The sequence below is a fragment of the Streptomyces sp. NPDC036815 genome, from assembly GCF_055609205.1.
Genome location: NZ_JBVJPW010000027.1, coordinates 22,110 through 41,498, shown reverse-complemented (window position 1 = coordinate 41,498; position 19,389 = coordinate 22,110). Strand labels below are relative to the sequence as shown.

Here is a 19,389-nt window from a genome sequence, read left to right as displayed (position 1 = left end):
CCTCAGAAAGCGGCACGAGCGCCGTTGCACGTGATGCGTCATGGCGTCGGCAATCAGGCCCGTTCGAGGCAGCTGACCGGAATCTGTCCGCCTCGTACCAGCCTCCGGTGAGTCCCGTTCTTTCCGCACTTGCGGTACGTGGGGCTGCCGCCCCGGTTGAACATGGTCATACAGGACCTCACGCGGTCGCCGCGGTGCACGTAGTGATCCACCGGGTCGCTCGTCGTCGCCGAGGACTGCCCCCTCGGCGGCCGCCTGACCGCCACCTTCTTCCCCGTAACGCGGTACACCCGACACGGCCTGACAGCCACCGCCGCGTGAGAACCCGCCGCCTGAACTGTGGTCGCGGCCACGGAGGTTGCCGATGCCTGGGGAGCAGGGCGCCGGCCACCGCGGCGGCCGCCATCGCAAAAAGCGTGATCATCTTTCGCATACCGCCTCAACCGCCCGCCCTGCCCACCCGGACACGGCCCCCGCCCACCGATCACCCCTACGCGCGATGGCCACGTCACTCTCCCCAGTGAGACCCGGCCCCCACCTCCACACCCCCCGCGACCGCGTACACCACGATGATGACCATGCCCCGCCGCCTGATCACCGCCCTCCTCGCCGTCCTGCTCAGCAGCGGCTGAACGTCCGTCACCCCCCCACCCCGCCGCATACCAATCCGACCTGCCCCCCCGCCTCCACCGCACCCAGCCCCACCCCCACCCGGCCGACCGAGCCACCCGCACGCGAAGCCCTCATCAAGATCGGCCACGAAGCCAACCACCCTGCCCGCACCACGCCCAAGAAGAAGGCCGCTCCCGCCGCGCGCAGCACCCGCCCCCAGCCGGAGGCCGGGCCCGGGACGGCCGCACCGCGCCCCGCCCCGGCCTCAGCCCGTGGTGCGGCAGCCCGCACCGCACCACGCCGCCGCACCACGGCGACCGGCCCCCGCCCGACGGCCCGCACCCGCCGCCCGCGGCTACGACATGCGCGACGTGTGCACCACCGCCGCGCACAGCGGCATTGATCCGGCCTACGCCGCCCTGTGCCGCAACGCCTACGGCCGATGAGGCGACCGTGCGGCTGCGTCAGCCCGGCCGACTGATCTGGTACTGGAGCCAGGCGCGGGTTTGCCGGGGATTTCGGAGCCGCAGGACCTGAACGCCGAGGGCAGCGGTTTCTTCGGCTTGGCGCAGGTAGCGCGGCTGGTTGGTCCGGTGTTTTCGGATGGCGTTGCGCAGGACGGATCGGCGGGCGGTGAAGGTGGAACGGAAGGTCAGGCGGTTGGGGTTGGCCTCGATCCCTGCGGCCTGGCGTGCCCAGCGCCTGAGGATCCTCCAGGCGATGACGGACAGCGGGTAGTCGAGCCAGAGAAGGGTGTCGGCCCGGTGCCAGACGACGTCGGCGAGTTTGGAGAAGTTCCCTTCAACGATCCAGGCAGGACCATCGGTGACGTGGGCGGCCGCGGCCCGGAACTCCTTCAGCGGCAGCGCCCCGCAGTCGGTGAAGAGGAGTGAATCCAGACTGGTGGCAGGGATGTGGGTGCGGGCGGCGAGGTCCTGGGCCAGGGTGGTTTTGCCGGTGCCGGGGAGTCCGAAGACGGCGATCTTCTTCACGAGCGTCCTTCGTCTGGGGGCGGGAACAGGGCGAATCCGGCGAGCGGGTGGCGGCGCAGGTGGTCGAGGTACTGGCGCTGGAATGATGCCCGGACGTCGGTCTCGTCGGGGCGCATTGTCCCGACCCCTTTTCGGATCTTGACGATGGTGCCGTCGATGACGGTCACTCCGGCGCCGCCGAGGTCGCTGAAGATGTTGGTGCGGATGTAGGCGTGCACGGCGCTGTGGTGCTCGGTGATGGTGACCGCGTAGGCGGGCCCGGCCAGAGGGTAGAGGTGGGTGAGGCGGTCACGGGGTGTTGTGGAGGGGCGCTGCGGCAGGCGGTCGGGGCGCAGTGCGGTCAGGTAGTGGGTGAGTGCCTCGCGGGAGCGGGCGGACAGGGGCAGGTGGACTTGGTCCACGTGCTCGGCGGCGAGGGCGGGCCGTTGCCACATTCCGCTGGTGCCGCTGAGGCAGGCTCGGGCGGTTTCTGTGTATATCCGGTTGATCTTGCGGTGGATGTAGATCATGTCTTCCCACAGGTGGGGAGCGGTGAGGGCGGCCCATCCGCCTTGGATGCGGTAGGCGGCGGCGCAGGTGGCAGCGGGCGTGGACAGGGCGGGGAGGGGCTGCAGGATGTGCAGGGCGTCGGCGTCGACGCAGTCCGCGGCGAGCAGGGCCCCCAGCACGGAGGCCTCCTCGACGATGCGGCGTCGCCGTGTCGTCGATAGGCGTCCGGCGGGCAGGGACTGCCGGGCCACGGCGGCGTGGTCGGCGGCGGTGCGGCCAATCAGGTGGGCGTGGAAGCGTTTCTCGCCCTGGATCGAGGGGCGGTCCAGGGTCATCGGGTCGTAGCTCCATGACACGGCCGGGGAGAGGTCGCCGGCCGTGCAGTGGGTGGCGAAGGCATCGGTGAGGACGCCCAGGGCGCGGCAGAAGGCGAAGGAGTGGTCGTGCAGACCCGGGCGGCTGGTCCGCCCTGCGGACATCATCATGAGTTCGTGCACGGCGTGCGGACTCGCCTTGTCGGTGAGCGCGTATCCCTCGTCGGGGGCGAAGCCGATGTGCGCCAGGACTCCGGCGCGCTCGTAGATGTGCTGGACAGTGCGCAGACGCCGTACCGCGCTGCTACCTTGTGGGAGGCCTTTGACCTGCAGGGAGTCGACGACGGGAACGCGGTTCCGCAGCGCCTCCAGGTCGGGCGGCAGCAGTTGGACAGGCGTGCGGCTCGCTGGGCGGGCGAGAGAGGTACTCACGGTCACCGGACTCCTCGGGGCGCTGGAAGGTGAGCGGCCCCCGAGGCACCGGCCTTGGAGGCCAGCAGCTGGAGGGCTCAGGGTCTGCTGGTCCGCGAGGGGCGCGGACCAGCAGGGGGCTTCAGGTGCGGTGTCCGCAGGCGACTCGAGGCGGCTTCGTCAGCCGCACAGGGGGTTTCAGGGCATGAGGTCCACGGGTCTCACGCTGTAGAGCGCCGGTCCGGCGGGCAGGCGGAGTGCTCCTGCGCTGGTGGGCAGACTCTGCACAGCCTCGATGAGACCGGGCTCTTCCAGGTCGCCGCGGCTGTCCAGGATCTGATGCGTGAGCGTGAGGACGCCGAGGGTGAGGCGGCTCCCGTCCAGGGCGATGATGACGGCCCGCCGGGAGCCGGGGTATTCGGTGGCTGCCCTGCAGAGCCTGCTCGCCTGGACGCCGCACTGATCGGTGTCCGGCAGGCTGACACCCCAATCGATCAGTTCCTGCCGCACGATCAGACACGCCCGCTGAGGCAGCTCGGGGGCGTCGGCGGGCATGGTCCAGATCCCCTGCTGCAAAGGGCGTACCGTGCGGAGGCGGCCGTGGGGTGGCACCCTGACCAGATCGGGCGGCCAGGGGCGCTCACAGCGGGGGTTCATCTCCTCATACATGGCGCGGGCCCGGCCATGGGTGTGCTCAGGGGGCATCACAGGTGTCCTCGCTGAGGGGGCCGGCGGGCCTGCACTGCTGTGCCGGGCAGGGTGATGGCTGCCTCGACGGTCGTGCCGCCGCCGTCGGCCTCGTGCTGCGTCCAGCGGCTCGCCAGAGCATCGACGAGCAGCAGGCCCCGGCCGTGCTCGTCCCCGGAGCCGGCCTTCCCGCGCCGGAGCTGACGGTATGAGCCCTGGTCGGTGACCCTGACGGCCGCCTCATGGTGGGTGAGGGTGAGCTCGACGGTGATCCACGGACTTTGGGTGTGTTCCACGGAGTTGGTCGTCAGCTCACTGACGATCAACTTCAGGCAGTCGCGTACCTCGTCGGCGACGCCCCAGTCCGCGAGCATGATGCCGACGTGCTCCCGCATTTCTCCAGGAGTGCGCCGTGACGTTCCGGATACATCACGCCGGTCGTACAGCGTCGGAGAGGGCTGAGTCGCGTAGGCAGCTGGGTGCGCCTTGGGGACCGGCCAGTGAGCGCTCATCGCATACCCCCCGCAGCGCCAGAGGCGCCGTGGTCGTACCGACCGGCCCGGTGGTAGACAGCGAACGGGGTGAAGGGCGCTGCTTTCGCATTGGTTGCTGTGTCCTGGCTGTGGACCATGGTCACTTCTCTCGCATGCGGTGGTGGGGCAGGGTGTGTCGGACGAGTGCCACGGTCACGACCTCGGCGAGCACATCGGGGTCTGTCGTCTCGCGACCGGTGCCCGGTGGGGTGGCCCAGGTGCGCCCGTCCATCCCGCGGCCGTTCTCGCTCGTTACGAAGGGAGCTGGGCAGCGGAGGATGGCATCGCGCGAGCAGACCGTGCCGGGCAGCGGGGGCCAGGTCTGAGCGGTGCCAGTCGGCACCAGAAACTCCACACACTGGCGGCGTATGTTCACCAGCACCGGCCCACAGCGCACGTGCCGCTTGCGCAGTTCGCCAAGCGCGTCCGCGCCGATCGTGCTGCACACGCGCAGCACGTCGACGCCCATGAGGCGTGCGGTGCCAGCATGACCTTGGCACCAGGCCATCTGCAGGAGCGGCCCTGGCTGATCACCTGGCTTCCAGACCTCGGGAACCTCCTCCACCGCGCACCCCCCGGGTAGTTGAGGGCGCCGCTATGAGCGGAAGCTCGGCGAAAACGGTTTTGCCGATGACTTCGGTGTGGCACCCCCAGCGCTGGCATAAACCGTCGACCAGGCGTAGCCCGTGACCGTGCTCCGCTGTCTCAGTGATGTCGCTGGTATCTGCCGAAGGCCGCAGTGTGGGCAGTTCGGAAGACGGGTCACGGACTTCTATCCGCAGCACGCTGTCCAGGAGCCGGAGCGTCAGCCCGACCTCGCGCCCCCGAGGCGTGGGGGCGTGCTTCACCGCGTTGGTGACGAGTTCTCCCACCACCGTGACCACGTCCGCGACGGTGTCCTCGTCGATGTCCCACTCGCGAGCGACGCGTTCCGCGCGTCTTCGGGCGTTCTTGACCTGCGCAGGGCGCGAGGGATAGCGGGAGCGATCCGTGTTCTTTTCGGCCATGTCACGTCCTCCACGGCGCGCCCTACTGGAGAAGACAGCGGCGCATAGTGATCAACCCCGCACACAGAGTTGCCGAAGTCCCCACTATCCTGCTGCAACACCCCAAGGTGCAAGTGCCCACTTTGAGTTGAGAACATCGTGGTTGTCGCGAACAGTCGCGAGCGGCAGACTGGCAGCAGCCCAAGGGGAGGACGCTCGCTGTGGCCGTGAACAGGAATCCCACCGTTCGTCAGCGGCGGCTCGGCCGTGTACTCAAGGAGTTTCGTCTCGCAGCTGGCAAGACCCTCGTGCAGGCAGCCGAGGAACTGCAGTGCGCCGAGTCCAAGATGAGCCGGATCGAGAGTGCACAGAGCGGTATCCGCCCACTCGATCTTCGCGTCCTGCTGGACTTTTACGGCGTCAGCGACCAGTCCGTACGCGCCCGTCTCCAAGAACTCGCCCGCAACGGCCGGGAGCGCGGCTGGTGGTCGCAGTACGAGGGCGGCGCCCTCAACTCCCAGTACGCCGACTACATCGCGCTGGAGTGGGACGCCTCCGACCTGTACGTCGTGGAGACCTCACTTATTCCCGGCCTGTTGCAGACCCCGGCCTATACCGAGGCCGTCATCCGTATGCAGAGCCCGCATCAGGCCGATGACGTGGACTTCGTACAGGAACAGATCAAAGTCCGCGGACAGCGGCGCCAGGTCTTCGCCCGCAGCGCCCCGTTGCGATTGTGGGTGATCATCGCGGAATCGGCCCTCCACCATCTCCTCGGCGGCCACGAAGTGATGGGCGAACAGCTCCAGGAGCTCGTCCGGCACGCGGCTGGCGAGACCAACATCCAGATCCAAGTACTACCTACCAGCGCTCCGATCAACAGCGCGCTCTATGGCCCCTTCGGCATCCTCGCCTTCCCCGAGCCCGCGGAGACCGACGTGGTCTACGCCGACAGCCTCATGAGCACCGTCTACTACGAACAACCCGACCAGGTGGAGTTCTTCACCACCCTCTTCCGCCGTCTCAACTCCGAAGCGCTCCCGGCCGAGGAGTCCCTGGCGCGCATCCGCGCCGCGATAAAGGAAATGGACTAAGCACATGACCGCCCAGCACCCGCACTCCGAAACAGGCCAGGTCGACTGGTTCAAGTCGTCCTACTCCAGCGGAAACAACAACTGCCTGGAGACGGCAACCAACGTCATCGGAACTGTCCCCGTCCGTGACAGCAAGACGCCCCAGGGGCCGATGCTGACCTTCTCCGCATCAACGTGGTCGTCCTTCGTCGACGGCCTCAAGGGCAGCGAACTTCGATAGGGCACACACGAGCTGGAGGGGGCGGCGGAACGGCCCCCCTCCAGCTCGTGCGTCGACTGCTCCTCGGCGGGGCATCCGCCCCTGTGGCCCTACTCAGAGATCATCGGGCCTGGTTGGGCCAAGCGGGAGTCCAGGGGCCGATGTGTGAGATCGCACGGCAAGTCGAGCAGGGAGATCCACCACCTCGAAAAGTGATCACTGGACTGACGTGCCTCTGCTCATGTACGTGGGGTCAATGAGGACCGCCCTCAGGAGCGGTCCTCATTGACCCCACGTACATGAGCAGAGGTTCTTGGAATCGAACAGGTTGCCCGGCGCAGGGGAACGACGACGTCCTCGCCCGTGGTCTTGGGGCTGAGACGGTAGTAGCTGATGTGGGCGAGCCGCTCGGATTCGTCGAGCCAGCCGGCCTCGACCGCCTGGCGCTGGTTGGCCGTCATGCCCGAGGTGCGGTGGAAGACGTCCAGCAGTTTCTGCTTGTCGTCGTTGTTCAAAGAGCTCGACCACACATCTTCAGAAGCTGTGTCATATCTCGGGGCTGGTGACTCGCAGTGAGGATGACGGGCGAAGAGCATGTCGAACGCCCCCGGCACTTGTGGAGGTCCTACCGCGTTTAGCGGTTATGAGAGAGCTGGTGTACCTGTCCCAGGCGAAGCTGGACGCATTCCACCTGCCACCGCGATGGTTTTCCGGGCTGAGCGGCGAGATGGAGTTCTCGGTCCCCGGCGCGCGGCTCCGTTTCGCGGGGCCGGAGGGCGCCTGCCCGACGCCGGACGCGGCCGCCAAGCTGCCGCAGGTGGCCAAGCGCCTCCGGAAGGAAGCTAAGGAATCGACTGATCCATCCCTCGCCTCCGGCGACTGGTTATTCTTCGACGAAGAACTCCTCTTCGGTACAGGCAGGGTCGGGCACGAGATCGTCGTCTTCTACCGCTACCGCCTGTTCACCGGTGGCTTGGTGCTCTGCGGCTCCGCGCACCACCTGACTGTCGAAGCCCGTGACGTCGGCTTTTGCGGATCCAGCCTTGTTTGGCTGTACCGCGCGGTTGAGGCGGAAGACCAGGACGGTCAACCAGGCGGCGGTCATCTGCCTGTTGATCCCGACAAGATCAGTCGAGGGCTTGAGAGCGCAGTAGAGGAAATCGTCCCTACGGTGGCGCCCATGAGGCTCAGCGGCCTGGCCAGGGTCCTGTGCATGTGCCCACCGCAGGTGGAATGGCGGAATCGATACCCGGACAGGACAGTGCTTGCCACGCCCCTCTACGTCGAGAACGGCCCCTGGAACCCCAAGTGGTAGAAGGCCAGCGTCAGAAGCTGTGTAGTAGCCGGGGGCTGGGGACGCGCTGTGAATCGGTCAGCCGCTTGAAGCTCTACATCACCCTCGCCCGAGAACCCGAGCCGAGCGAAGCCGGTGAAACTCAGTGGCTCTGCGGCTCCAACTCTGCATACGTTCGGCCGCATGGCTGACGACTGCTTCGGGCATCCACGACTCGCCGCAATCTACGATCCGCTCGACCCCGACCGCAGCGATCTCGATGCCTACCTCCGGATGGCGGAAGAGTTCGGGGCGCGCCGAGTTCTGGACATCGGCTGCGGCACCGGGGTGTTCGCACTTCTCCTGGCTGACCGCGGGATCGACGTCGTCGGCATCGATCCCGCCCAGGCATCCGTCGACGTCGCCCGGGCCAAGCCGGGCAGTGAGCGAGTGCACTGGATCTGCGGTGACGCCACAGCCCTCCCGTCACTGCAGGTCGACCTCGCGACGATGACAGCGAACGTCGCCCAGGCCATCGTTGATCCGGACACCTGGCAGAAGACTCTGCAGGGAGCCTACGAGGCCCTACGGCCCGGCGGGCACCTGGTCTTCGAGACCCGTGATCCGGCCAGACGCGCCTGGGAAGAGTGGACCCGCGAGAACTCCTACCGCGTGACGGAGATCCCGGGCGTCGGCTCCGTCGAGAGCTGGGTCGACCTGATCGAGGTGAGCTGGCCTCTGGTGACGTTCCGCTGGACCTACGTCTTCGCAGCGGACGGACAGGTGCTGACCTCGGATTCGACGCTGCGCTTCCGAGAGCGCAACGAGGTCGAGACGGACCTGGTCGCCCATGGCTACATGGTGCAAGACGTGCGCGACGCGCCTGACCGGCCGGGCAGAGAGTTCGTCTTCCTCGCACGACGTCCCTGATCCACAGTGATCCACGCCACTAAGACTTCGATGGCACACGCTCAAACTTCGATGGCACAGGACACCTGGTTCACAGCTCACAGGCTCCGCGTGCTGTCCCGTCTCAGGAGACGTGGTCCCAGTCTCAAATGATCTGGTCTGGTTCGCCGGGCGTCTCAGATGATCTGGCCCGTCAGGACACCTGTGCCCCGCTTCACTTAGCCTGGCCGCTGCAACGCGTCTTAGGCGGTGGTCGGGACTCTCGGGGGCGAGACGTCGACGTCGGACTGTGCGCTTGTCCCGCGTCCGTCCTGGATCGTCAGGTCCCGGCCGCCGTGGGCTTCTGGTCCGGCGTGCGCTCGTGAGTGTTCCGGGCGGTTCTTGCCGCCCGGAACACTCACGACGCCAGAGCAGCGGCAACTGGCTTACCTGGCGAGTTCGATCGGTTTGTTCAGCCGTGTCAGCTTCTGCGGGTTTCTCACCAGGTAAACCCGGGTGACCTGCCCGTTCTCCACCACGAGGCTCAGTGCCGTGGCCGACTCGCCGTCGATTTTGATCTGGCCCGCAGGCGCGCCGTTGAGCCACACGGCCGTCGCTTCGAGCGCGGCCGCTTCCACCCGGTTCGCGCGCGCGAGCACCTTCGCCACCAGTTCGACCCCGTGGACCGGAGCCAGAGCGGCGGCCGCAAACCCGCCGCCATCGGCGATCAGGACCACGTCCGGCGCCATGACCTCCACCAACTCCTGCAACTGCCCGGTTCGCAACGCGGCCAGGAACCGCTCCACCACGGCCTGCTGCTCCGACCTGCTCACCTGCACTCGCGGCCGCCGAGCCGCCACATGCTCGCGTGCCCGCCGCGCGATCTGCCGCACCGTGGCCGCGGACTTCCCGACGGCCTCGGCGATCTCGCCGTACGGCATCTCGAAGACCTCGCGGAGCACGAACACCGCCCGCTCCGTCGGCCCGAGCGTTTCCAGCAGGGTGAGCATCGCGATCGAGACGCTCTCCGCGAGTTCGACATCCTCGGCGACATCAGGGCTGGTCAGCAGCGGTTCCGGCAGCCACTCGCCAACGTATTCCTCGCGACTGCGCGACAACGATCGCAGGCGGTTGAGCGCTTGCCGTGTGACGACCCGGACAAGGTATGCCCGCGGGTCACGTACCTGCGAGTGGTCGACGTCGGCCCACCGCAGCCAGGACTCCTGCACCACGTCCTCCGCATCGGCCGCCGACCCGAGCATCTCGTAGGCGATCGTGAACAGCAGGCTGCGATGGGCGACGAAGGCGCTCTCGGCCATGCCGGCGACACTACGCAAGACGTGAATGCGTGGCCAGCGGAATCTCGCACGCACCGGAGAAGCCCTGCGAGCTGACCCCGTTCGCGTTGTTGTTCCTGGTCGCCATGTTGACGAAGGCGATGTACGCGGTGATCTCGACCATCGCCGCCGGGCCGAGCCGGTCGAGCAGGCACGCGTACAGCTCGTCGGTGACGGTCGGCGGCGTGTTCGTCATAGCCTCGGCGTACTCGAGGACGTCACGCTCCAGCGGGGTGAACACCTCCGACTCCCGCCACCTCGGCACCTGGCTCGCCTTGGCCAGGTCCAGTTTCTGGTTCTGCGCCTGGAAGTAGCCGACGTCGAGGCACCAGCTGCAACCGACCTGAGCCGCGACCGCCATGTGCGCGAACGACTTGAGGCTCGCGTCGGCCTCGTCCCACTCGGCCAGCTTGGCCGAGAACTCCAGGTTGGACGTGGCGACCTTGGGGCTGTGCCACACCACCTCGACGGGCTCGGCCACAGCACCGAGCTGCTTGATCATGTTTTCGCTGAGTCCGGTGGGGAGCTCCGCCTTCGGAACGCGCAGTGCCATGGTGTCCTCCTTGGACGTTCACCTGTCTGGCATGAAGACACCGCCGGGCCCACGATCGTGACAACCACCGTCGCCACCACGCACGGAGATCGTCAGCGCGCACATGCCCGCGCCCGCTCTCGGACGACAGCGGCCGGAAGGTCGCTCGCCGCAGGGCGCGTCCGGGTCAGCGGCAGCCTCGCCCCCTGGAAGCGGTCAAACCCAACGGCGGAGCCGGACCAGATCAACTGAGACAACACCCGCCACCCCTCCTCCCGGGAGCAGGCCACCCGAGATTCCCGGCAACCCGGCGTCTCAACTGATCTGGTCGCGGCAGGTCACAGCACCGTCAACGGACCAGATCATTTGAGACGGGACACGTGCGACGCGTTCACCTGGGGAACCGCGGTGTGAGGCTCATAGAAGGCAGACTGTGTCGTCTGCTACTGGATGTCAGTGGTTCTGCCACGAGGTGTGTCAGTAGGTGCTGACGTCGTCGGCGTCGGTGAGGCGGAGGCTGTACCGAACGTCGTTGTCCCGTCTCGCGAGACCTTGCCTCCGTCCGCCTCGGTCCCGCTGAGGGCTTCGTCCGTTCCGACCTGGTTCCCATGGCTGTTCACCCCCAGGCAGAGCGCCGCCTACAGTTCCGCGCACGGTGATGCGGACGTCTTCGTGCTGGCCTTCGGCTGGGGCGCCTTCTTCTACGCCGGGGTGGTCGTCCTGTACCTTCTCGCCCGCGCCTTGTGGTCTACCGATGACGAGAACAACGAGGCCGTGCTCAGCGAGAGGATCGCGTTGCGCGAGGCGAAGGCCAGCGCTTGAGCTATGCCTAGTCCGCGGCTCGACGATCGTCGTCCAGGTGCCTCATGGCGTCGCGCTCCTCCGGATGTCGGGCCAGGCGAGCCATTACCCACGCGGTCCGAGCGTCCATCCCCTCGCCGAAGTCGGCAGCCAGACGCCGGGCCTGCCATGTTGTACGCGGGGCGAGGACCCACCACACGAGCGAGAAACGGACGCAGCCGGTGCCGACTACCGCCCGCTCTGCCCCGTCGGGAAGCCCCTCGCAAGCTGCCACGGAATGCCCGTAGATCACGCGGCATTTCCCCCGAACGCTCGTGCTACACGGGATGGAACTAGCCCCTCCCCTTAGGAGTGGAAATGGTGCCGAAAACCGCATACTCCGTTCACTTCGCGCTGCCGTTGCACTACGTGCACCCGGAGACATCCACAAGGTGACCGGATAGTTGTGGTCCGATCCCCGGGTCCCTGCGCCGGACGCCAACTCGTCGACGGCGCGTCCGCTTCCCGATCGCCCCAGCAGTATCCCGTTTCCTGATAACCGCACGCTTGGCTGCAGAACGCTCGCACGTTGGCTGGGCGTGTGCCCGATCTCGCCCTGCCAGGGAGTCGAAATCCGGAGTCGGATGGTCGCCTGTGAGCTTGTCGTATGTGGGGTGCGACGATTGTGCGGTGAAGGGTCCTGATGCGTCGTTCCGCCGACGCCTGCTGATGCAGGCGCTGACCGTGCTGGCAGCTGATGCCGAGACCCAGGTGGCCTGGATAGTCAGGCATGCGGTGATGACGGATGAGATTGCCCTGGACTTCGATCACGCCTTCCGCGCGGCCGCCGAGGCTCTGGTGGCCGAAGGACAGCTCGCCCGCGGAGTCATGGCTGACCTGCAGGAAATCGATGTGCTTCTCAGCGGGATGAGCGGCGGTGAGAACGCTGATCGTTGGACCAACGGTGCGCTGTTCACTGATGAGGGATGGGCTCTGGCCCGGCGGCTTGCCCGCCGGGTTCTCGTTGCGGAAGTGGGTGAGTGGCGGCATCCCCTTCCTGGCATCTCTGTCATCCGGTGAAGGCCTCCGCTTCCCATGCTGGCCAGGCCGTGACTGTCCGCCTTGCTGCCCGGGCCACCCGGTGGTGCTGACCCGGGGGCTGGGGGACCTGCCGTGGCCTTCAGCCCCGACAGCCGCACGCCGGCCACTGCCGACGCCGCTGCCTCTGTCCACCTGTGGCACGTCTGCGACCGCCACCTGCTGGCCGTGCTGTCCGGTCACAACCGACAAGTACGGACCCTGGCCTTCAGCCCTGATGGCCGGACCCTGGCCATCGGTGGTGGGGACGGCACGGTGCTGCTGTGAAACACGAACGCCGCGCACGGCCCGTCAGCTGTCCAGGGCGGTCGCACGCGACCTCACCCGCCGGGAATGGTCCAACTTGCCCCGCCCCGACACTGCGTACCGCCGGATGTGCTCCTTGCTGCCGGCCCGCACGGCGTCCTCACCAGCGCCCAGCAGTGCTGGGACGGATCGCACGATGGTGTGGTGAGGACGCAGTGCTGGACAGGAGTCAGGACACGCACCCGCGGTTCACCAGGTGCGCAAAGCCCCGGTCGCTGGCATCACCAGGACCACGCAGAGCACAGGAGCGGGTTAGTCCACCCCGTCATGTCACCGACGCAGGTCCGGAACGTCAAATTTCTCGTCGGGTAGTTCGACCGATAGTAGGGCGAGACGTCCTGGTCTTCGTCCGGGCTGCAGTCGATGGCAGGGGCGCGCGATGCACCTTTCCAGGTACCGTTGATCTTGACGTCGTAGGCGATCACCGTGACCGCACACTGGCCCTGGCCGCCCGCCAGCAACTTGGCCCCCGCGTGGACTTCGACCGTGTCCCCGTCCCAGTCGACCCGCCCCCAGCCCTCCACCCGCCGGTCGCGGTCATACATGTAGCCAGTCGCCTGATGGTAGGGCAGGCCCGTGCGGTCGGGGATCTGGTGCCAGTCGTCGGAAGCTATCCGGGCGTCCGGTCGGGCAGAAGCTTCCGGTGTATGCGCGTGCGCTGCCGGAGTCAGCGCTAAGGCACCCATCGCGAGAAATGCTGACAGCACGGTCGAGACGGTTCGCTTGCGCAATGTTTCCATACGGTTCTCCTCTGAGATCTGACCGGATCACCCAACGGTTACGGGTGAAGTCGCTGTGGGGCGTGGTGACAGCTGACACCCACTTGGGGTGCCTACGGCGCAGCTCGGGCTTGTCAGCATCCGCAGCCCGCTGACCACAGATTTCACCCAAGCACCGTTGTTCAGCAGCTCATTCACGGGGACTAAACAATCCCTCTCCGGGCGAATGCGTGCGCTGGCCTGGCCCGCGAGCGCGAGGCCGACCGAGATGAGCGTGGATCGCAGCCGTTCCGCCCGCGGGCAGAACCGGCGTGGGAGCCCCCCGCGCCCGCTCGGCGAAGGTCCTGCGCGGACAGGGACCCGCCTTCGCAGACGCAGCGACGCACACGCACGACGAACTTGCCAATCAGCGACCGGTTCCGCGGGGAAATCGCAGCCGCGTGCGTCGCGCTCACTCCAGCTAATCGAAGTCCTGGATGAACGACGTCCTCGCCTGCCACCCCTGATGCCTCGAGCTCTCCCCTCCTCACACGGTCCTGCCCAGCGATACCTACGCGGTCGGCGCCGCCGCCCCGGCCTCCCTCGCCGCGCCCCGCACGGGCCCAGCTCAGGGCCATGGCGTGAGAGCCTGTCTTTAAACCCCCTGCCTACGCCCTGACGCACGCTTGCCGCGCCCCGGCCGTTACTGCTCCCGCGCTCCTGCGAGCGACGAGGGTTCAAGTACAGGCTCTTTAGCGCGCCGGTGGGAGCCATGCGGGGGGGCAGCTCCAACCCCGGTGGCAACGGCTCTCCGGGAGGAGGGACCAGACCATGCGGCGCGGCACCAGTCGCCCCGAGGAAGTCGGCCGCGCCGCCTCAACGGCCTTGTCCAGGCAGCCACAGCGGTGGTTGCGTGCGCAGCGCGGCAGACAGATGACGCAGCCGCGCAAGCATCGGCATGCTCTGGTCGGCAGCCAGCACGCCGCTGGTAGATCCGGACCGTCCCGCGGGCCGGAGCGGGCTGAGCCGTGCCGCTGTGGACGCGGCGGATCAGAGGTCGAGGACGGCGCGGAGTGCCTGGTCGACGCGGGACATTACGGACGGGTCGACGTCGCCGCGCCGGGTGGCGTCGGTGAAGCGCGTGGTGCGCAGCTGCTGCAGGTTCACCGCGACGGCCGTGCAGGCGAGCGGGGTGTCCATGACGACGGACATCGCGGTGTCGGGGTAGCGGCCGGGCGGGTGCAGCACGATCGCGAGGACGGCGCCGTACGCCTCGTCGAGGCCGGTGAGGGAGACGACCAGGACGTCGCGCCCGTCGGGCAGTGACCAGATCTCCCCGCGCTTGATCTCCGAGGTCACAGAGTGTCGCCCTCGCCCGCGAGGTCCTGGCCCAGGCCGAGTGCAGCGAGCTGCTGTGCGGCGTCCAGGGTCGCGGCGCGGCGGGCGGCACGGACGACGTACGCGTTCACGCTCAGCCCGGCGGCCTTCGCGGCCTGCTTGATCGAGGGGGCCAGTTCTTCGGGGACACGGAGCGTCATCGTGGTAATCGACATGACACCAGAATAGACACCGAAATGTGGTGGCGTCAGGTGGTGGCGGAATGGCCGCCGGGTATCAGGCATCGCCGCACCCCGCCCCGACTGCGCTCCTCCAGATCTTGGTTCGGCTGGTTCCTCGTCGTCGCGGCACAGGAATCGCCTGGTCGCCGTCCCGCGTCGTCGGCGTAGGGCAGTGGTCGGTGTCTGGAATTGCTCTGCTGTCGGCCGTCTCATCGTGACGGCTTGCCAGTGGCGAGTGGTGTTCTCACCTCAACGCGCCGTCGGCGCGCCTGAGTTGAGACAATGGAGCTGGCCAATGCCCTGGGTGGAAGAGCACGAGCGTGGCGGCACGAAAGGGCGCCGGTACTGCCGGTGGGCGCCGGGAGCGAAGCGGGATCTGTCGATTCTGGTCGTGCTGGGGCTCGCAGCCGTGGGTTACGGCGGGACGGCCGGATCGGCCGGCGGTGACGGTTCGGGCTCTGCGCCCCGGCCGACGTCGACGGCCACGTACCCGGTGCACTTCGAGGAGTGGGACGACCCGACGCCGGCGCCGCGGCCGACGGTCTCCTACCCAATCCGGTTCGATCACTGATGAGTGCGACAGCGTCCCGGAGGGGGGCGGCGAGGCCCTCTTGCCGGGGCCGGTCAGGGCTTTCACACTGCGGATCACGGGAGCGGGGAGCGGGGGAGTGATGGCTGCACGACGACGGCGCCGGCGGATGAGGAAGCGCACGCGCAGGCAGTTACAGGGCTGGGGCGCTGTGGCGGCGATGGCCGCCGCGGTGTGGACGGCGGGCAACTGGGCGATCGTGTGGCCCATCCTGGTGACCATGCTCGCCGCCGCCGTGCTGGGCACTGCCGGATGGGCCCTGGCGCGCGCGCACCGCCGCGCGGTCGACGGCGACCGCACCTGGCGGGCGCAGGAGGAGGCGAAGGCGCGGGAGCTGTCGATGGCCGAGGTCGACGCGCTCTCGTGGCAGGACTTCGAGAAGTACGTCGCCGACCTGTGCCGGCGCGACGGCTGCACCAGGGTCGTCGTCAGCGGCAAGAGCGGCGATCTGGGCGCCGACGTCGTCGGCTACCTCGCCGACGGCCGCAAACTCGTGATCCAAGCAAAGAAGTACGCTCCCGAGCGCAGCGTCTCCTCCCCGGACATGCAGAAGTTCGTCGGCACCGCCCGCCCCGAACACGGCGCGGACGTCGCCCTCTACGTCACCACCTGCCGCGCCTTCACCCGGGCCGCCCTCGACTTGGCGGTCCGCCAGAACATCGTGGCCCTCCACCGCGACCTGCTGGGGTCCTGGGTCAAGGGCGCCCACCTGGAGACCCTGATTCCGCTGAACGGAAGCGGCGGCGGCGCGCCGCCCGCCCGCCTGACCGGCGGCTGCCCCGTGAGTCTCGCAAGGCGTTTTCGCAGGTAGAAGGGGCGCGGTGAGCGTGTGAGCTGTGAGGTTCTGGCAGGGTGAGCGCGGCGGGCCCGAGGACCGGGGACCGCCGCACTCGGTGCCGGCGTGCTGTCCGGCGGCCGCGGCCACCACGGCCCGCACCGCCCTGACCTGGATCACCGGCTTAACCCTGCTCGCCACGTTCGTCGCCGTGCCGGTGCTCGCGGCGACCGGGAACAGCGGATACCTCGCGCCCGTCATCGCCATCGGCACCGGCGCCATCGCCGCCGGAGGCACCGTGCACGTCCGGAATCACATCCGGCGCTGATCGCGGCGATCTCGTCTTGCTCCGTCATGGCTGCCTGCCTTCCGCGAGCGGGTCGGCGTGCCCGGCGGGCGGCTTGGGGCGTTCGGGAAAGTGGGTGTCGGCTCTGCCGACGTACCACTCGATGTAGCGGCGCAGTTCGGCGGAGCGGTCGGTGTTCTTGCGTGCGGTGGCGGTCTCGAAGTCCTCCCACAGCTGGTCGTCGATGCCGCGTATGCCGCGCAGTTTCTCCTTGTGCTGATTGGCCATGAGGGAATCTTTCACGGGTGGTTGACCACCCGTCAAGGATGGGTCACATTGAAGGGTGGTCAACCACCCAGGATCAGGGAGGACTGATGGCGCAGCAGTGGTGGACCGAGGGTAAGCAGTACATGAACGAGGTTGCCGGGAAGAACGGCCGCACCCTCACCTGGAAGCGGCTGCCGCGCGAGTCGAAGGACCGCGCCCTCATCTTCGAGGGAACCTGCGCCGACTGCGGTGCGACGGTCTGCATCGACCGCTACGCCTCCAGCGCCACCGGCATCCGCGACGCCCGCAACGAGGCCTGCTCCGGGCCCGGCACCGCCGTCCTCACCGACATCGAGCAGGAGCGCGCCAGCGAACTGTTCGCCGACGCCGTCGGCGAGTACGCCCAGGCCCTCGCCGACGCCGGCGTCACCTTCACCCGCCCGAAGGCGCCGTTCCGCAACCCGCTCGCCCCGGCGGGCGAGTGCGGCCTGATGAGCCGGGACGGCTACACCTGCAACCGCCGCCTCAACAAGGGCTGTACCCACAACCTCAACGAGTGGAGCGGTCCCGGCCACGTCGGCACCCACCCCGACGATGACTTCACGATGCCGTTCAGCGACGACGGACCTGCTGCTGGCCTGACCCCGCCCGGCCCTCCGGGGCCGGGCCCTGCAGCACACCTCGCTCCGTGCCCACAGCGGTGCTCGGGCAGCAGCGTCAGGTCCACCGGGGACTTCACCGCACCGTCCGCACACAGCACCGAGTCCCCCAGCTCGAACAACTCGTCGCGCCGGGCGGTCGGACACTCGTAGAACGCGCTCCGCATGCGTGATGCTTTCGCGAACGTTCACTCCGGACAGCATCAGGCAGCACGGCCTTCGTCGTGGTCACGTGCACCTTGGTCGGAGCACATGATCGCCCGCCGGGTCCGTCGAGGCGGATGACGGCATGGAGGTGGATGGCGCCGCGCTTTTGGAATTCGCGACCTTGGTTTGGGCACTTGGACCCGATCAGATCCAGTCGTCGCCCGGGGCGATGGCGAAGTACGTGCCGGTGTTGATACGGGCTGCGATCTGTCCGTCAGCGCCATGGACGACCAGGTCAGCCTTCTTGTCGCCGTTGATGTCGGCGAAGTAGAGGCGGCCCTTGCCAGGCTGGCCGAGGTAATTGCCCCAGCCCGCACTCCATTCGGTGCCGCCGTCGAAGTACGTCCCCTTGTTCAGGCGCGCTGCGATCTTCCCGTCGGTTCCGTGGACGATCAAGTCGGCTCTGTTGTCGCCGTTGATGTCGGCAAAGTAGAGGCGGCCCTTGCCAGGCTGGCCGAGGTAATTGCCCCAGCCCGCACTCCATTCGGTGCCGCCGTCGAAGTACGTCCCCTTGTTCAGGCGCGCTGCGATCTTCCCGTCGGTTCCGTGGACGATCAAGTCGGCTCTGTTGTCGCCGTTGATGTCGGCAAAGTAGAGGCGGCCCTCGCCGGGCTGGCCGAGGTAATTGCCCCAGCCCGCACTCCATTCGGTGCCGCCGTCGAAGTACGTCCCCTTGTTCAGGCGCGCTGCGATCTTCCCGTCGGTTCCGTGGACGATCAGGTCAGCTCTGTTGTCGCCGTTGATGTCGGCAAAGTAGAGGCGGCCCTTGCCAGGCTGGCCGAGGTAGTTGCCCCAGCCCGCACTCCAGTGGACCGCAGGAGTGAAGCGGTGGGCGGGCTTGCCCGGCTGTGGCGAGAAGTTCTTGACGGCGGTCCGCACCGTGATGTTGCCGTCTACCCCCAGGATGATCAGGTCGTCCGCGCCGTCACCGTTGACGTCGGCCATGGCCACAACCTCACGCAACCGCTCCTGCGCTTCCTTGGCCCAGTCCTGGACGGCGGCGTCGTCGACGAGGGACGACAGGGCGCCGGTACGAGTTTCGGCCGGGTCCTGGCCGAAGCAGCCTCCTTGCCAGGAACGGCTGTTGATGCCCACCAGCTCAACTGTGCCGTCATTCTCCCGTACCAGGGGCCCGCCGGTATCGCCCGCGCACACGGCGACACCGTCCTGTCCGGTGATGGCCACCTGGCCGTCCCCGGCAGAATCCACGGAGAAGGTCCCCGCGTGCACGGCAAGGGGAGACCACTCGGTGCGGGTGCGGCCGTATCCGGTGACCTTGAGGGACTCGCCGGCGGCGGGCACGGTGGTGGCGAAGGAGATCGGGGAGATCCCTGCGATGCCGGTGGTCGGTTGCTCCAGGCGGGCCAGGACCAGATCCCGGCCCTGGTACGGAACCAGTTCCACGACTGTAGTGACCAGGCCCGTGCTGGTGGTCAGGTCACCGCGGCCGATGGTGACGAGGGTCTTCTTCGCCGGGGCGCCGGCCGGGGGCGTGGCACCGGGGGCGGGGTTGTCGACAAAGCAGGACGCGGCGGTGAGCACCCAGCGCGCGTCCACGAGGGCGCCGGAGCAGGCGCGTTCGCCATCGCCGATGGCGAGGTGCGCGGTGTAGGAGGAGGCGGCGGGCGTGTGAGCACCGGACACAGCAGGGGCGGGCACGGTGGCCAGCGCGAGCGGGACGGCGCTGAGAGCTGCCGCGGCGGCGGTGCCGCGCCATTGTCTGATGGAGGGCATGGCCAAGGTTCCCTTGGTGAGAAGTCCGCGTTCAGTGGTCACCGGAATGAGGTGGTCCTGGACGCGGCACGGCTGGTGATGGGT

26 protein-coding genes and 2 pseudogenes are annotated in these 19,389 nt (G+C 68.0%); 11 read left to right on the top strand and 17 right to left on the bottom strand.

Features of this window, described 5'->3' with window-relative positions:
* The first annotated feature begins 884 nt into the window (after positions 1-884).
* Positions 885-1,058: a hypothetical protein gene (locus tag ACZ69I_RS35035; protein WP_467682476.1), complete on the top strand. Its 174-nt coding sequence runs from the start codon at positions 885-887 to the stop codon at positions 1,056-1,058.
* An 18-nt stretch (positions 1,059-1,076) separates the two neighbouring features.
* On the opposite strand, the gene ACZ69I_RS35030 is transcribed toward ACZ69I_RS35035, so the two are convergent.
* The 6 genes from ACZ69I_RS35030 to ACZ69I_RS35005 all read right to left on the bottom strand — a co-directional run bounded on the left by ACZ69I_RS35030 (position 1,077) and on the right by ACZ69I_RS35005 (position 5,045).
* The gene (locus ACZ69I_RS35030) at positions 1,077-1,604 is read right to left on the bottom strand and encodes a P-loop NTPase family protein (RefSeq protein ID WP_467682477.1); all 528 of its coding nucleotides are present in this window, start codon (positions 1,602-1,604) and stop codon (positions 1,077-1,079) included.
* On the bottom strand, positions 1,601-2,839 hold the full coding sequence (locus tag ACZ69I_RS35025) for a hypothetical protein (protein ID WP_467682478.1): 1,239 nt from the start codon (positions 2,837-2,839) through the stop codon (positions 1,601-1,603). The genes ACZ69I_RS35030 and ACZ69I_RS35025 overlap by 4 nt, the downstream gene beginning before the upstream one ends.
* 177 nt (positions 2,840-3,016) lie before the next feature.
* Positions 3,017-3,373, bottom strand: coding sequence for a hypothetical protein (locus tag ACZ69I_RS35020; protein WP_467682479.1), 357 nt, complete (start codon positions 3,371-3,373; stop codon positions 3,017-3,019).
* A 149-nt stretch (positions 3,374-3,522) separates the two neighbouring features.
* The gene (locus ACZ69I_RS35015) at positions 3,523-3,900 is read right to left on the bottom strand and encodes an ATP-binding protein (protein ID WP_467682480.1); all 378 of its coding nucleotides are present in this window, start codon (positions 3,898-3,900) and stop codon (positions 3,523-3,525) included.
* A gap of 238 nt (positions 3,901-4,138) precedes the next feature.
* Positions 4,139-4,507 (bottom strand): hypothetical protein, encoded by a 369-nt coding sequence (locus ACZ69I_RS35010; RefSeq protein ID WP_467682481.1) that lies wholly within the window; start codon positions 4,505-4,507, stop codon positions 4,139-4,141.
* Positions 4,508-4,568: 61 nt separating this feature from the next.
* Entirely contained in the window at positions 4,569-5,045 is a 477-nt protein-coding gene (locus tag ACZ69I_RS35005; RefSeq protein ID WP_467682482.1) for an ATP-binding protein, read from the bottom strand.
* Positions 5,046-5,245: 200 nt separating this feature from the next.
* Here ACZ69I_RS35005 and ACZ69I_RS35000 point away from each other — a divergent pair, with 200 nt between their 5' ends.
* A complete protein-coding gene (locus ACZ69I_RS35000; RefSeq protein ID WP_470836552.1) occupies positions 5,246-6,118 on the top strand; it encodes a helix-turn-helix domain-containing protein in 873 nt (290 codons plus the stop codon).
* 4 nt (positions 6,119-6,122) lie between these two features.
* Complete coding sequence (locus ACZ69I_RS34995; RefSeq protein WP_467682484.1) at positions 6,123-6,338, top strand: DUF397 domain-containing protein; 216 nt, start codon at positions 6,123-6,125, stop codon at positions 6,336-6,338.
* 248 nt (positions 6,339-6,586) lie between these two features.
* Here the strand turns inward: ACZ69I_RS34995 and ACZ69I_RS34990 are convergent, their stop codons facing one another.
* A complete protein-coding gene (locus tag ACZ69I_RS34990) occupies positions 6,587-6,832 on the bottom strand; it encodes a hypothetical protein (protein WP_467682485.1) in 246 nt (81 codons plus the stop codon).
* A gap of 140 nt (positions 6,833-6,972) precedes the next feature.
* Between ACZ69I_RS34990 and ACZ69I_RS34985 the strand changes: the two genes are divergently transcribed.
* Entirely contained in the window at positions 6,973-7,632 is a 660-nt protein-coding gene (locus tag ACZ69I_RS34985; protein WP_467682486.1) for an SAVMC3_10250 family protein, read from the top strand.
* 162 nt (positions 7,633-7,794) lie between these two features.
* Positions 7,795-8,520 (top strand): class I SAM-dependent methyltransferase, encoded by a 726-nt coding sequence (locus ACZ69I_RS34980; protein ID WP_467682487.1) that lies wholly within the window; start codon positions 7,795-7,797, stop codon positions 8,518-8,520.
* Positions 8,521-8,924: 404 nt separating this feature from the next.
* Here ACZ69I_RS34980 and ACZ69I_RS34975 read toward each other — a convergent pair whose 3' ends face one another.
* The gene (locus ACZ69I_RS34975; RefSeq protein ID WP_467682488.1) at positions 8,925-9,797 is read right to left on the bottom strand and encodes an RNA polymerase sigma-70 factor; all 873 of its coding nucleotides are present in this window, start codon (positions 9,795-9,797) and stop codon (positions 8,925-8,927) included.
* 10 nt (positions 9,798-9,807) lie between these two features.
* A complete protein-coding gene (locus ACZ69I_RS34970) occupies positions 9,808-10,368 on the bottom strand; it encodes a carboxymuconolactone decarboxylase family protein (protein ID WP_467682489.1) in 561 nt (186 codons plus the stop codon).
* 651 nt (positions 10,369-11,019) lie between these two features.
* Between ACZ69I_RS34970 and ACZ69I_RS34965 the strand changes: the two genes are divergently transcribed.
* The 3 genes from ACZ69I_RS34965 (at position 11,020) to ACZ69I_RS34955 (ending at position 12,492) form a co-directional block, all read left to right on the top strand.
* Complete coding sequence (locus tag ACZ69I_RS34965; protein WP_467682490.1) at positions 11,020-11,169, top strand: hypothetical protein; 150 nt, start codon at positions 11,020-11,022, stop codon at positions 11,167-11,169.
* A 648-nt stretch (positions 11,170-11,817) separates the two neighbouring features.
* Positions 11,818-12,207: a hypothetical protein gene (locus tag ACZ69I_RS34960; protein WP_470836548.1), complete on the top strand. Its 390-nt coding sequence runs from the start codon at positions 11,818-11,820 to the stop codon at positions 12,205-12,207.
* A 93-nt stretch (positions 12,208-12,300) separates the two neighbouring features.
* Entirely contained in the window at positions 12,301-12,492 is a 192-nt protein-coding gene (locus tag ACZ69I_RS34955; protein WP_470836546.1) for a WD40 repeat domain-containing protein, read from the top strand.
* Positions 12,493-12,752: 260 nt separating this feature from the next.
* Here the strand turns inward: ACZ69I_RS34955 and ACZ69I_RS34950 are convergent, their stop codons facing one another.
* The 3 genes from ACZ69I_RS34950 to ACZ69I_RS34940 all read right to left on the bottom strand — a co-directional run bounded on the left by ACZ69I_RS34950 (position 12,753) and on the right by ACZ69I_RS34940 (position 14,782).
* Positions 12,753-13,271, bottom strand: coding sequence for a hypothetical protein (locus ACZ69I_RS34950; protein ID WP_467682578.1), 519 nt, complete (start codon positions 13,269-13,271; stop codon positions 12,753-12,755).
* Between the two features lie 1,008 nt (positions 13,272-14,279).
* On the bottom strand, positions 14,280-14,588 hold the full coding sequence (locus tag ACZ69I_RS34945; RefSeq protein ID WP_467682577.1) for a hypothetical protein: 309 nt from the start codon (positions 14,586-14,588) through the stop codon (positions 14,280-14,282).
* Positions 14,585-14,782 carry a toxin-antitoxin system HicB family antitoxin gene (locus tag ACZ69I_RS34940; RefSeq protein ID WP_467682576.1) on the bottom strand — a complete coding sequence of 66 codons (198 nt, stop codon included), beginning with the start codon at positions 14,780-14,782 and terminating at the stop codon, positions 14,585-14,587. The genes ACZ69I_RS34945 and ACZ69I_RS34940 overlap by 4 nt, the downstream gene beginning before the upstream one ends.
* A gap of 301 nt (positions 14,783-15,083) precedes the next feature.
* Here ACZ69I_RS34940 and ACZ69I_RS34935 point away from each other — a divergent pair, with 301 nt between their 5' ends.
* From ACZ69I_RS34935 to ACZ69I_RS34925, 3 genes are all read left to right on the top strand, one after another.
* A complete protein-coding gene (locus ACZ69I_RS34935) occupies positions 15,084-15,359 on the top strand; it encodes a hypothetical protein (RefSeq protein ID WP_467682575.1) in 276 nt (91 codons plus the stop codon).
* 127 nt (positions 15,360-15,486) lie between these two features.
* The gene (locus ACZ69I_RS34930; protein WP_470836545.1) at positions 15,487-16,188 is read left to right on the top strand and encodes a restriction endonuclease; all 702 of its coding nucleotides are present in this window, start codon (positions 15,487-15,489) and stop codon (positions 16,186-16,188) included.
* Positions 16,189-16,213: 25 nt separating this feature from the next.
* Positions 16,214-16,480: a hypothetical protein gene (locus ACZ69I_RS34925; RefSeq protein ID WP_467682573.1), complete on the top strand. Its 267-nt coding sequence runs from the start codon at positions 16,214-16,216 to the stop codon at positions 16,478-16,480.
* Between the two features lie 24 nt (positions 16,481-16,504).
* Here the strand turns inward: ACZ69I_RS34925 and ACZ69I_RS34920 are convergent, their stop codons facing one another.
* The 5 genes and pseudogenes from ACZ69I_RS34920 to ACZ69I_RS34900 all read right to left on the bottom strand — a co-directional run bounded on the left by ACZ69I_RS34920 (position 16,505) and on the right by ACZ69I_RS34900 (position 19,305).
* Positions 16,505-16,726 carry a hypothetical protein gene (locus ACZ69I_RS34920; RefSeq protein ID WP_467682572.1) on the bottom strand — a complete coding sequence of 74 codons (222 nt, stop codon included), beginning with the start codon at positions 16,724-16,726 and terminating at the stop codon, positions 16,505-16,507.
* A gap of 250 nt (positions 16,727-16,976) precedes the next feature.
* A complete protein-coding gene (locus tag ACZ69I_RS34915; RefSeq protein ID WP_467682571.1) occupies positions 16,977-17,141 on the bottom strand; it encodes a hypothetical protein in 165 nt (54 codons plus the stop codon).
* A 246-nt stretch (positions 17,142-17,387) separates the two neighbouring features.
* Positions 17,388-17,531, bottom strand: a pseudogene (locus tag ACZ69I_RS34910) (NF041680 family putative transposase); the annotation flags it as partial.
* Positions 17,507-17,647 (bottom strand): annotated as a pseudogene (locus ACZ69I_RS34905) (hypothetical protein); the annotation flags it as partial. The pseudogenes ACZ69I_RS34910 and ACZ69I_RS34905, both read right to left, overlap by 25 nt.
* Positions 17,648-17,715: 68 nt before the next feature.
* Entirely contained in the window at positions 17,716-19,305 is a 1,590-nt protein-coding gene (locus ACZ69I_RS34900) for a trypsin-like serine protease (protein WP_467682570.1), read from the bottom strand.
* Positions 19,306-19,389 lie beyond the last annotated feature (84 nt).